Below are 12,475 nucleotides of genomic sequence, written 5' to 3' on the forward strand. Positions count from 1 at the left end.
ATGGCTCGGTATCTGGTCGGCGACTTACAGGGTTGCGTTCAACAACTCGCACAATTGCTTGAGCACGTGCAATTTAATCCCGCACGTGATGAGCTTTGGTGTGTCGGCGACTTGGTGGCACGTGGCCCAGACTCGCTGCAATGCCTGGAACTGTGCCGGTCGTTAGGCCCTGCTTTTAAAGCAGTGTTAGGCAATCATGATTTAAATTTAATGGCGGTGCTGCTGGGCGTGCGCCGTGCCAATCCGAAAGACCGCCTCGATGAGATACTAGCTTTGCCCGAAGCAGATAAGCAGCAATGGCTTGAATTTCTCATCAATGTGCCGTTAATGCGCACGAGCGATGACCTCGTGATGAGCCACGCCGGTATTTATCCGTACTGGAACATTGCCGAGGCGCAAAGTTATGCCGATGAAGTAAGTGCCAGCTTACGCACTGCTTATGCGCGCCAGGAGTTAGCCGATTGGCTGCGTGAAATGTACGGTAACGAACCTGCCTGCTGGTCGGACACTTTAACTGGCGCAGCGCGCATTCGCTTTTTCATTAATGCGTTTACGCGCATGCGCTTTTTAAACGCCAATGGTTGCCTCAATTTGAACGTCAAAGAGCAACCCTCGGCGGCGCTGCGCGAGCAAGGCCTAACGCCATGGTTTGAAGCATGGCCGCAAACGGCAAACACCGTGGTCTTTGGTCACTGGGCCGCGCTGCAAGGACAGACGGCGCGAGCCGATGTAATTGGTTTAGATACCGGCTGCGTCTGGGGAGAATACATGACGCTCATGCGCTGGCCGGATGGCCAGCGCTGGCAAGCTGCAAATCCGGCGCGTTAAGCTACCGTAACTCGCGCAAATTTACGTTTACCGACTTGGTACACGGCTGTGGTTCCTGCCGCAATAACGAGTTTATTATCCGTTACTTTTTCGCCATCTATTTTGACCGCGCTTTGCTTGATCATCCGCATGGCATCCGAAGTTGAACTCACTAAGTCAGCTTCTTTCAACAAATGACAGATACCCAGTTCACCATTGTCACTGGTCACCGTCAGTTCTGGCATCTCATCAGGAATAGCGTTCTTGCTAAAACGCTGCACAAAATCTTGCTCTGCAGCTTCAGCAGCGGCTTCGTCATGAAAACGTGCGATGATCTCTTTAGCCAATAACACTTTGTAATCACGAGGGTTGGCACCGTTTGCAATCGCCGCTTTAAAGCTGGCGATTTCTTCTAGCGGACGGAAACTCAGTAATTCAAAGTAACGCCACATTAATTCATCTGAAATCGACATGATTTTGCCGAACATATCGTTCGCTGGCTCGGTAATACCCACATAGTTGCCTAGCGACTTCGACATTTTTTGCACGCCATCAAGACCTTCGAGCAGTGGTACCATGATCACGGTTTGCGGACGCTGTCCTTCTTCTTTTTGCAACTCGCGACCCATCAACAAGTTGAAACGCTGGTCGGTACCGCCCATTTCGACGTCGGCTTTGAGTGCAACCGAATCCCAGCCCTGCACCAGTGGATAGAGAAACTCGTGAATCGCAATCGGCTGACCAGTGTTATAACGCTTTTTAAAGTCATCCCGTTCGAGCATGCGCGCAACGGTTTGGCGCGCGGCAAGTTTGATCATCCCCGCCGCACCTAGTTCACTCATCCACTCTGAATTGAAACGCACTTCAGTTTTCGCTGGATCCAAGATTTTGAATACCTGCTCTTTGTACGTTTGTGCGTTCGCCATTACATCTTCCGGTGACAGCGGCTTACGCGTGACATTCTTACCGGTCGGGTCACCAATCATGCCGGTGAAGTCACCAATCAAAAAGATAACCTTGTGACCTAAGTCCTGAAATACTCGCAACTTATTGATAAGCACCGTATGGCCTAAATGTAAGTCAGGCGCAGTTGGGTCAAATCCAGCCTTAATCACCAGCGGTTTACCACTGGCAAGCTTATCTTTCAGCTCATCCGCCAATAAAATCTCTTCGGTGCCACGGGCGATCTCCGCGAATGCATCGGACGCTGGGTTTGCCATTATTTTTTACTCCTGAGTGAACCACTTGGCGACAAAATCGGTCTACAAACCTTGCATTGTAAGCGATTTGCCGCCTTGTTTTAAGCGCAAAGTTGGGTAAAGTAACTGGAAAAAGCTTGTGCTTCGTATTATTCTGCAGTAACTAGTGTTGCGATACTAGTCAATAAGTGCGCTAACTTCAGGACGTTTATGAAGGTATTTACGAAAAGAATGGCGGGGTTTGTACAACAACTCCCTCGACGCCATCAGGTATTATTGTCTACAGTGGCAGCCGCCACGTTGATCGTATTGTTGCTGCCGTCTGAGCAAGCGACAGCGTCACGTAATACATCTGATCCGAAACTCGCGGAGCAGCAATTGATCCTCGGCGAGCGCCTTGAAATTCCAGTTGCGGCCAAGGCTGCAGTGACTGCCCAAGCGCAACATACGCCTGCTTTGCAACCTAGCGTTGATACGACCGCAGCGGCTGAGACTGTTGCCGTATCAGAACCGGTCGAGCCTGCGGTACAATGGAGCGGTTACAAAGTTAAAAGTGGTGACAGCTTAGCGCGCATCTTCGAGCGCATGGGCTACTCTCCGCAAGAGCTCTATAAAGTCACTCAAGACCAACAAGCCAATAAATATTTTCTCAAGTTACGTCCTGGCGATACCTTACGTTTCGCTAAAGATACCAACGACGAACTCGTACAACTGGCCTATCAGATATCCCCTATTGATACCCTCATCGTGTCAAAAATCGACGGCTCCTATCAAAGCGAGATCGACACCAAAGAAGTTCAGGTTCAAGAAGCCTTTGCTTATGCTGAAATCTCAAGCAGTTTTTGGAATGCCGGTATCAATGCTGGTCTCACTGAAAACCAGATCATGAGTATCGCCAGCATTTTTGGCTGGGATATCGACTTTGCCTTGGATTTACGGAAAGGCGATGAATTCTCGGTGATTTTTGAGAAAGAATATGTAGATGGTGAATTCGTTGGCTACGGCAAAGTGCTAGCTGCGGAATTCGTCAACCAAGGTGAGCGCTATCAAGCTATTTTGCACGAAGACGGCGATTACTATGCGCTCGATGGTAGCGCTATGCGTAAATCCTTCTTACGCTCGCCGGTAAAGTTCACTTACATTAGTTCAAATTTCAATCCGCGCCGTTTACACCCAGTAACCGGCGTCGTGCGTCCACACAATGGAACTGACTACGTGGCGCCTGTGGGCACACCTATTATGTCGTCCGGCGCCGGTAAAGTGATTGCCAGTGCCTACAATAATCTCAACGGTCACTATGTCTTTATTCAACATGGTGAGCGCTATGTGACCAAATATCTGCACCTGAGCAAACGCCTCGTTAAGCGCGGTGATAAAGTCAAACAGGGTGATATTATCGGTCGCTTAGGCAGTACCGGTCGAGTCACTGGCGCGCATTTGCACTATGAATTCTTAGTCGATGGCGTGCATCGGAATCCGCGTAACGTTGAACTGCCTGAGGCCGAATCACTGAACGCGCAACAGCTACCGGCCTTTAAGAAAATTGCTGAACAGCGCCTCGCTATGCTCGAGAACAACCGCCGTACCTACTTGGCCATGAACTAATGCCTGCGGCGGAACGTTACATCGGGCTGATGTCCGGCACCAGCATGGATGGCATCGATGCGGTGTTGGTCGACTTCAGCAGCGCACAGCCGCAACTTGTTGCTCATTGTCACTTAGCCATGCCAACCGACCTTGGCGCAGAATTAAAGCGTCTGTGCCAGCCAGGTCCAAATGAACTCCATCGTCTCGCCACTACCGATCGCCTGTTCGCGGAATATGCTGCGCAAGCGGTGCACGAGTTGTTACATCGCAGCGGGCATCCGCCAAGCGCAATTAAGGCTATTGGTAGCCATGGCCAGACCGTTCGCCATATGCCCGATGTGGCAACCCCGTACACAGTACAATTAGGCGATCCATCAACGCTGGCGGCGCTTACCGGTATTGCGGTGGTGGCTGACTTTCGCCGTAAAGACGTTGCCCTTGGTGGCCAAGGGGCGCCCTTGGTACCCGCTTTTCATAACGCGCTGTTTCGCGACCAGTTAGCCAAAGGAAGTTGTGCGGCGGTGCTAAATTTGGGGGGTATCGCCAATATTACTGTGATCGACACTGCTAGTGATGAGGTGTTGGGGTTCGATACAGGACCTGCCAATACCTTGCTCGACCTTTGGTATCAGTTACAACATCCAGACGCTGCCACCGACTACGACCCAAACGGCCAGTTTGCCGCGAGCGGCAACGTCAACGCCGAGCTACTGCGGCAAATGATGACCGATGATTATATTCAGCAAACGGCACCCAAGAGCACTGGCCGCGAGTACTTTAATCATGAGTGGCTGATGGGGCAACTTGAAAGGCTATCCGCGTGGCAGCCTGCTGATATTCAGGCGACCTTGGCTGAGTTTACCGCAGCGAGTGTCGCAAAAGGTTTAACTGAAGCCGCACCGAAAGCTTTAACACAGGTCTTTGTGGCTGGCGGCGGAGCCTTTAACAGTGACCTCATGCAACGTTTACAAAAGCATTATCCCAGCGCGGAGTGGCAGTCTGTCGCGCAATTAGGAGTAGACCCGCAGCACCTTGAAGCCATGGCATTTGCTTGGCTGGCGCGTCAATTTCAGTTGCGCCAACCGGGCAATTTACCGTCGGTCACCGGTGCCAGCCGCGCCAGTGTCCTGGGCGGCCTTTACTTACCTTAATCTTCTAGCTTAGCAAAAGCATCGCGGGTGAGGTTTTCGTTGCTATCCGTACCCACCACAATACTGTCTTCAATACGCACACCACCAAACGGGCGTAGCTCATCAATACGCTGCCAGTTGAAAGCCTGTTCGCCTACATGGGCTTCTAGCAGCTGGTCGATAATGTAAAGCCCAGGCTCTATGGTAAACACTTGCTGCGGCTCAATTGGGCGCAACAAGCGCAAAAACGGATGACGTTCATCGCGCGGATAAAGCTCACCGCGGTCATTCTGCAAAAAACCGCCGACATCATGCACTTGCAAGCCAATAAAATGACCAAGCCCATGCGGGAAGAAAGCAATAGTAAAGCCTTGTGCGTAAATATCTTCTGGGTTACCACGGACGATATCGAAGTCGCTTAATAGCCCTGCCACTTTCAAATGTTGTGAAATATGCAGGTCGTAATAATTTACCCCTGGCTTGATTTCGGTGAGCAGTTGCTGCTGGGCAGCGTCCATGGCACTGACTAGATCGGCAAACAGTCCTGATTCACGCGCATAAGTACGCGTGATGTCAGCACAATAACCGCGATAGGTCGCGCCCGCATCAATCAAAAACGAGCGGCTTGCCGCTGGTGCCTCGGTTTCATAAACATCATAATGCAAAATTGCGCCATGCTCGTTTAACCCGACAATACTGTTGTACGGAAGTTCGGTTTCGCGCGCATTGATGGCGGCAAGATAAGCAGCATGAATTTCTAACTCACTTTTACCTGCCCAAAAAGCATCGCGAGCAGCTAAATGTGCCGTTGCTGCGCGCAAGTTCGCCACGCGCAAGTTTTCGATTTCCCAAGTGGTCTTCGCGGCGCGATGATAATGCAAGTGATCGAGCAGCGCTTGCGGATTGCGTGCAGCAACCTGCCAACTAGCAACGGGCTCGGCAAAATCTTCACCGATGAAGGCGGCCTTGGCTAATTTGTCGCCCAAGTAACTCGTAAGCTTCTGCAGGTCATCAATCACCACAAGCTCAACGTGTTCTTGCCATTCAGCGGCAGGAACCGAGACCGGCGCATGCCAGAAGTCTCGCGCTTGAAACAAAAACACCACAGGCTTACGACCCGGCTCGTAATAGATAGCGCTTTTCGGACTATCAGTGACTGGGATCCAATATTTAAACAGCGGGTTCACTTTATACGGTGCAGGATTGTCATCGAGAAACGCGACGCGCGGTTGTCCTGCATAGACTAAAACAGCTTCGTAATGGGTTGCTGCTAAAGCTTGATCAAAACGTGCTTGCACCGTTGCAATATGGGCTGCGTAAGAACTCATTGGTGAACCTCGCCTAGGTGACCACTCGCACCGACGGCGAGTGGTGCTATGAATTTAGATAGAAAAGCTGGCGCCGCAACCACAGGTGGTCGAAGCGTTGGGGTTATCAACGAAGAAACGGGCACCTTGCAGGCCTTCTTCGTAGTTGACGGTGCCGCCAACTAGGTATTGCAAGCTCATCGGGTCAACCACGAGCGTGACCCCGTTTTTTTCGATTTCGGTATCGCCTGGATTCACTTTTTCATCAAAGGTAAAGCCGTACTGGAAGCCTGAACACCCACCACCCGTGACATAAACGCGTAGTTTGAGTGCAGCATTTTCCTCTTCTGCAATCAGGGTTTTCACTTTATTGGCTGCCGCTTCAGTAAATTGAATCGGTACTGCTTGCGCTGCTTCGGTCATTCGTTTGTTACCTCCAACTATCAGGCGCGTATTTTCGCGTACCTGACTAAAAGGGTCAAGTATTGTCACTGCAACGACCCAACTAGTTGCGTAAATCACTCCACAAATAGGTACGCTCGACGAGCGCAGCTTTTGGCTCATTAACGCTGACTCGCACCAGGATTTCCTCAGCGGCAAAATTTGGCGGTAGTTCGAAACTACCACTTTGTGCTTTAAAAAAACGCATGCTGAAACTTCGTTCAGCATCGTTTAAGTCGGCTAAGTCATAAAGATCGAAAGTCACTCGCTCACCGTCCACACGACCTTGCAGTAACACTTCCAAGGTTCCTTTCGCAAAATTGCGGACCCGATCCGTCTGCACAATGGCAAAGCGAAATTGGTAATGTCCCTCTTGCTCAAGTGCGCGTAGACTAAAGTCATCAATAGCAATGCCATCGGCGATCATTTCCGGCGCCATAATTTTCTGATAAAACGCTATCTCTCGCCGTAAGGTACTTATTTCGTCGCGACTCGCCGCCAAGTCTTCTTCAAGTTGCGCACTTGCTGCTTGCTCAATACCTAGCTCAACCTCCGCGATATGTTTTTGATAATCGGCTGTTTCAGCCTGCTCATATAGCTGCTCAACTTGAGACTCAAGGTCGTTAAGGTTGCTGCGCAAGCGCCAGCTGTCCGCAGCACCAAGCAAATAGCCAAGTAACAGGCCGATCATTACCGCAACGGCAAGAAAAACGATTTTTTGCTTCTCATTCATAGCAGCACTTCTTATCATGGCAGCAAATAGCGTGCATTAAGGGTGTTCGACATGCTACGCAGCAACCGGCCCTCGCGCAAGTAAGCCAATAGCAAAATCAAAAGGCAACGACATGACAGTTTTGTGGTTAAAAGCACTGCATCTTATTTTTATGGTGGCATGGTTTGCTGGCATCTTTTATCTACCGCGCCTGTTTGTTTATCACGCGCAAAACAAGTCTGCTGATGTCAACGCACAACTCAAGATAATGGAACGACGTTTATTATACTTTGTGACACCGTTTGCGGTGCTGACCTTAGTGTTTGGACTTTGGTTGATTGCGCTCTACGGTGGCGCATGGTTTAAAGCTAGTGGTTGGTTGCACATTAAGCTTGTTTTGGTAACTTTTTTGTACGGCTACCATCTCTATTGCTTTAAGTTGCTGGCCGACTTTAAACATGACCGCAATCGTCGCAGTCATAAGTTTTATCGGATATTCAATGAGATCCCTGTGCTCGCACTGTTTGCCATCATTATTTTGGCGGTAGTGAAGCCATTTTAAGTAATTCTGCATCGAACAGACGCAGTAACTCATGCAACAACGTTCGTTTTAGACGCAAAATCTGCTATCATCGCGGTCCAGTGTTTGATCTCTTTTCCTCCACTGACTGAGGCCGCGACCCATGAACTTCACTGGTGCCAACATACTTTCCGTTGACCAATTTAATCGCGATAGCATTGATGAAATTTTTGCTGTTGCGGACGCTATGCTGCCCTACGCACGCCGACAAAAGCGCACGAAAGTGCTCGATGGTGCCATCCTCGGCAATCTCTTTTTCGAGCCCTCGACCCGAACTCGCGTCAGTTTCGGTACGGCGTTTAACCTGCTTGGCGGAGAAGTACGCGAAACCACCGGCATGGAGAGCTCTGCCCTAGCAAAAGGCGAATCACTTTACGATACCGCTCGTGTGCTCAGTAGCTACAGCGACGTCATTGCCATGCGTCACCCTAAATCAGGGGCCGTAGCCGAGTTCGCGGAGGGGAGTCGCGTGCCGGTCATCAATGGCGGTGATGGAGCTAACGAACACCCCACTCAAGCCCTGCTCGACCTATATACGATAAAAAAGGAATTGGCTTACCACGGACATGCGGTTGAAGGTATGCATATTTGCATGATGGGTGATTTGAAGTTCGGTCGTACCGTGCATTCGCTATCGCGCCTACTGGCCTTGTATCCAAACGTGCGCTTTACCTTGATTTCACCACGTGAGTTGATGATGCCAGACAGTGTTATGGATGCGCTTGCCAATGCCGGCCATCAAGTGACCGTCACCGATCAAGTCAGTGGCAGCTCCGATGCCGACATCATTTACCAAACGCGCATCCAGCAAGAACGATTCACTTCGCCACAAGAAGCTGATCAATATCGCGGTAAGTTTCGTTTAAACAGCGAAATTTATACCAAGCATTACAAACCGAATACCGTCATTATGCATCCGCTGCCGCGTGACTCGCGCGCCGAGGCAAATGAACTGGATAACGACTTAAATCAAAACCCCAACCTTGCTATTTTCCGCCAAGCGGATAATGGCGTATTAATTCGAATGGCGCTGTTTGCGCTGACGCTTGGGGTGGCCGATCAAGTTAAAAAATACGAGTGCGATGTCAACTGGTACAGCGACAAGCGCAACGTCTAACTAACCGTAAGAGGATCACGATGTCTCGATCTGAGCAATTATTCGCGCAAGCACAGCTTGCCATCCCCGGTGGCGTCAACTCGCCAGTCCGTGCATTTAACGGCGTAGGTGGTTCACCTATCTTCATCGAGCGCGCGGAAGGCGCCTACATGTTCGATGCGGACGGCCAGCGTTATATCGACTACGTAGGTTCATGGGGCCCGATGATCCTCGGCCACAACAATGCCGTGATTCGCGAAGCAACCCATGCAGCCGTTGACCGCGGTCTGAGCTTTGGCACGCCAACGCCAGGTGAAATCACCATGGCGGAAAAAATTAAGCAGTTGGTGCCATCTATTGAGAAAGTTCGCATGGTCAATTCTGGCACCGAAGCAACCATGACCGCGATTCGCTTGGCGCGCGGTTACACCGGCCGCGATAAAATCCTCAAGTTCGAGGGTAATTATCACGGCCATGCCGATTCATTGTTGGTCAAAGCTGGCTCAGGTTTGCTGACACTAGGCGTACCTAATTCACCGGGTATTCCAGAAGACTTCGCGAAGCACACCTTAACCGTGACCTTCAACGATATCGACTCGGTGCACAAAATTTTTGCTGAAATTGGCGACGAAATCGCCGCGATCATCGTGGAACCCGTTGCTGGTAACATGAACTGCATTCCGCCAGTGCCCGGCTTCTTGGAAGGCTTGCGTAGTATTTGCGACGACTACGGCAGTGTGCTGATTTTTGACGAAGTCATGACAGGCTTTCGTGTCTCACGTGGCGGTGCCCAAGAGTATTATAACGTGGTACCTGACTTAACCACCCTTGGCAAGGTCATTGGCGGTGGTATGCCGGTGGGTGCCTTCGGCGGTAAAGCGGCAATTATGGATTACATCGCGCCAGTGGGGCCGGTCTATCAAGCGGGCACCTTGTCAGGTAACCCTGTGGCGATGGCAGCCGGGCTGGCATCATTAACCCAACTTGAAGACCCTGAACTGTATCCGAACTTGTTTGCGAAAGTTGACAAGCTGACTTCAGGGTTGCAAGAGCGTGCCGATGCCGCAGGCATTCCGTTTACCACCAACAAAGCGGGATCGATGTTTGGTTTCTTCTTCTCCAAAGACCAACACATTACGTCTTACCAGCAAGCCACCGAATGCAATATGGAACATTTCCGTAAGTTCTATCACAGCATGCTTAAGCAAGGCATTTACATGGCTCCGTCGGCCTTTGAGGCGGGTTTCATGTCAGCCGCACATAGCGATGCTGATTTAGATGAAACACTGGCTGCAGCAGAGCGGGCTTTTGCTGAATTGAAAGCCTAACCTCACACAACGCTCCTCGTGGTGGCTAGAAGATCTTCTGCCACCACGATTCTTCTTCTTGTTCACCGTCACAATTCATATTTTCCGGAAGCTTTACAGGGAACGCAGGAAAACGGCGTTGCTGTGGGCAATCTAACGGAATGGGCTGTCCGGTTTGCGGATGAAAAGCTGTTACCTCAAGACCCGGTGGTAAATTGGTATGCAAGGGTTGCACCCCAATCTGACTGTAAATGGCCGCAACAATAGGCAAAGCACCGGTGGCACCCGTCAAACCAATGGGTTGATTATCATCACGACCAATCCAAGTCGTCACCATACGTCGTTGATCATAAGCGACAAACCAACTGTCACGGTTGTCATTGGTGGTACCGCTTTTGCCAGCTAGCGCATTTTGCCCAAACAATTGCGCCAGTTGCTTACCCGTGCCCTCATTTACCACGCCGCGCAAACCGTAATTCACCAAGCCACTTGTGCCGCGATCAAAAACCTGCCGACCCGCAGGGATAGTGCGTTGGTAGATTTCTATACCTTCATGATCAGTAATCGCTTGAATGGTGGCAAAAGGCCGAAATTGACCTTGCTCGGCCATGACGCCAAACATTTCGGTGACTTGCAACGGTGATAGCTCCACCGCGCCAAGTGAAAGTGCGGGAACGGCTTGAATCGGCGTGTCGATGCCACTACTGCGTAGTCGTTCGACAACGGCTGGCAGACCAATCTCCATGCCTAAACGCACTGCGGGTAAGTTACGTGATTGGGCGAGCGCATCGTACAACATGATCGGACCGACAAATTCCTTGTCGTAGTTTTCCGGTCGCCAAATATCACCGTCCGCTTCTTGCCACTCGATCGGTTCGTCTTGCAGTACTGTGCCAAGGCGATAGGTCGCCGGCTGTTCTAAAGCCATGGCATATATCGTGGGTTTGATCAGCGAGCCCACCTGACGCATGGCTGTGGTTGCTCGATTAAAGCCGACTTGGTTGCGATCGCGATCGCCGACCATACTAATAATGCTTGCTTGCTGATGATCGGCGATAACCGTTGCGGCTTGTAGCTGTTCATCTTTACTCAATCGCGCGAGTTGCTCACTGATGCTGCGCTCCGCAGCTTGCTGAGCAATAGGGTTCAAGTAAGTGAAGACCCGCAAACCGTGTTTTGACCAATCTTTGGGAATTTGTAATTGTCCCAACTCGGTTTTCACGCGTTCTAAATAGTGTGGCGCCCAGGTGCGCCCTGCTTGTGCATTCTTGGGCTCGACTAATTGTTGTTCTATCGCAGCGAGGTAGGTTGCTTGCGAAATTAAATCTTGCCCGTACATTAACTGCAGAATCATATCGCGGCGCGCTGCGACGCGCTCCGGATAGCGGTGCGGATTATAATAGGAAGGCCCCTTAATGATCCCTACTAGCAGCGCAATGTCGGCAGCAGTCAATTCTTCGACTTGCTTGCCAAAATAATAGCGACTGGCAAGACCAATGCCATGAATGGCGCGACCACCATCTTGACCGAAATAAATTTCATTAAAGTAGCTTTCTAAGATTTCATTTTTGCTGAAACGAAAGTCGATAATCAGCGCCATCAAGGCTTCATTGGCTTTGCGCCACAGTGTCTGCTCACGGGTTAAGTACAAGTTTTTGACCAGTTGCTGGGTCAGCGTACTGCCGCCTTGAACCGTGTCCATAGCCACTAGGTTAGCCATTGCCGCACGCCCAATAGAGGACAGCGAGACGCCCGCGTGGTGATAAAAGTCACGATCTTCGACTAACAGTAACGTTTCAATTAATAGGTTAGGCAATCGCTCCAAGCCCACTAGCATGCGGTCTTCGCCGTTAGCCCCGGTGATTTGGCCAAGCACCAGGGGATCAATTTCAAAGCGACCAAGCATCCGACCGTCAGGCAGGCTTTCGATGTTGGTGACATAACCATCGGCAAAATACACCCGTGCGCGCTGCGCCATGGCTGGACCACTCGGGAAATCAAAGGGACGACGATGAATTTCCACCGCCTGCCCGACTTGCCGATAAGTACCACTGGAACTCAGTGAGGCACTTTCTCGGTAGCGCAGTTGTTGTAATTCGGCAATCAGCTGCGCTGGCCGCAACGGCTTAATGGGTTCAAGGGTGAGCGGTCGTGCATAGACAATGGCTGACGCCTCATAGCGTTCCGAGGCGAAGCGCTTGGTCAGCATGCTATCAAGATAAATCGTATAAAAACCAAGCACCACTAACACGATGAGCGCCAGTTTTGCGAGGGTCTTAAATAGAAAGCGCATGAACGTCCATCTAACT

11 protein-coding genes are annotated in these 12,475 nt (G+C 50.8%); 6 read left to right on the plus strand and 5 right to left on the minus strand.

Annotated features, from left to right (window positions below; genetic code table 11):
* Complete coding sequence (locus IDAT_RS09265; protein WP_034733056.1) at positions 1-828, plus strand: symmetrical bis(5'-nucleosyl)-tetraphosphatase; 828 nt, start codon at positions 1-3, stop codon at positions 826-828.
* Here the strand turns inward: IDAT_RS09265 and tyrS are convergent.
* Positions 825-2,027, minus strand: a complete 1,203-nt coding sequence (tyrS, locus tag IDAT_RS09270) for a tyrosine--tRNA ligase (protein WP_034733059.1) — start codon at positions 2,025-2,027, stop codon at positions 825-827. The genes IDAT_RS09265 and tyrS overlap by 4 nt on opposite strands.
* 189 nt (positions 2,028-2,216) lie before the next feature.
* Between tyrS and IDAT_RS09275 the strand changes: the two genes are divergently transcribed.
* Together IDAT_RS09275 and IDAT_RS09280 are read left to right on the plus strand one after the other, a co-directional pair.
* Entirely contained in the window at positions 2,217-3,611 is a 1,395-nt protein-coding gene (locus IDAT_RS09275; RefSeq protein ID WP_244441630.1) for a peptidoglycan DD-metalloendopeptidase family protein, read from the plus strand.
* Positions 3,611-4,744, plus strand: a complete 1,134-nt coding sequence (locus tag IDAT_RS09280) for an anhydro-N-acetylmuramic acid kinase (RefSeq protein WP_034733063.1) — start codon at positions 3,611-3,613, stop codon at positions 4,742-4,744. The genes IDAT_RS09275 and IDAT_RS09280 overlap by 1 nt, the downstream gene beginning before the upstream one ends.
* On the opposite strand, the gene pepQ is transcribed toward IDAT_RS09280, so the two are convergent.
* The 3 genes from pepQ to IDAT_RS09295 all read right to left on the minus strand — a co-directional run bounded on the left by pepQ (position 4,741) and on the right by IDAT_RS09295 (position 7,204).
* Entirely contained in the window at positions 4,741-6,051 is a 1,311-nt protein-coding gene (gene pepQ, locus IDAT_RS09285; protein WP_034733065.1) for a Xaa-Pro dipeptidase, read from the minus strand. The genes IDAT_RS09280 and pepQ overlap by 4 nt on opposite strands.
* Before the next feature lie 54 nt (positions 6,052-6,105).
* On the minus strand, positions 6,106-6,453 hold the full coding sequence (erpA, locus tag IDAT_RS09290) for an iron-sulfur cluster insertion protein ErpA (protein WP_034733067.1): 348 nt from the start codon (positions 6,451-6,453) through the stop codon (positions 6,106-6,108).
* Positions 6,454-6,535: 82 nt separating this feature from the next.
* Complete coding sequence (locus tag IDAT_RS09295) at positions 6,536-7,204, minus strand: DUF6776 family protein (RefSeq protein WP_051986681.1); 669 nt, start codon at positions 7,202-7,204, stop codon at positions 6,536-6,538.
* A 112-nt stretch (positions 7,205-7,316) separates the two neighbouring features.
* Here IDAT_RS09295 and hemJ point away from each other — a divergent pair, with 112 nt between their 5' ends.
* The 3 genes from hemJ to hemL all read left to right on the plus strand — a co-directional run bounded on the left by hemJ (position 7,317) and on the right by hemL (position 10,187).
* On the plus strand, positions 7,317-7,745 hold the full coding sequence (hemJ, locus tag IDAT_RS09300; protein ID WP_034733069.1) for a protoporphyrinogen oxidase HemJ: 429 nt from the start codon (positions 7,317-7,319) through the stop codon (positions 7,743-7,745).
* 121 nt (positions 7,746-7,866) lie between these two features.
* A complete protein-coding gene (locus IDAT_RS09305; RefSeq protein ID WP_034733070.1) occupies positions 7,867-8,880 on the plus strand; it encodes an aspartate carbamoyltransferase in 1,014 nt (337 codons plus the stop codon).
* A 20-nt stretch (positions 8,881-8,900) separates the two neighbouring features.
* Positions 8,901-10,187, plus strand: coding sequence for a glutamate-1-semialdehyde 2,1-aminomutase (gene hemL, locus IDAT_RS09310; RefSeq protein ID WP_034733072.1), 1,287 nt, complete (start codon positions 8,901-8,903; stop codon positions 10,185-10,187).
* A 25-nt stretch (positions 10,188-10,212) separates the two neighbouring features.
* Here hemL and mrcB read toward each other — a convergent pair whose 3' ends face one another.
* Positions 10,213-12,459 (minus strand): penicillin-binding protein 1B, encoded by a 2,247-nt coding sequence (gene mrcB, locus IDAT_RS09315; RefSeq protein WP_034733075.1) that lies wholly within the window; start codon positions 12,457-12,459, stop codon positions 10,213-10,215.
* Positions 12,460-12,475: the final 16 nt, after the last annotated feature.

The sequence above is a fragment of the Pseudidiomarina atlantica genome (assembly GCF_000753735.1).
In the GTDB taxonomy this organism is placed as follows: domain Bacteria; phylum Pseudomonadota; class Gammaproteobacteria; order Enterobacterales; family Alteromonadaceae; genus Pseudidiomarina; species Pseudidiomarina atlantica.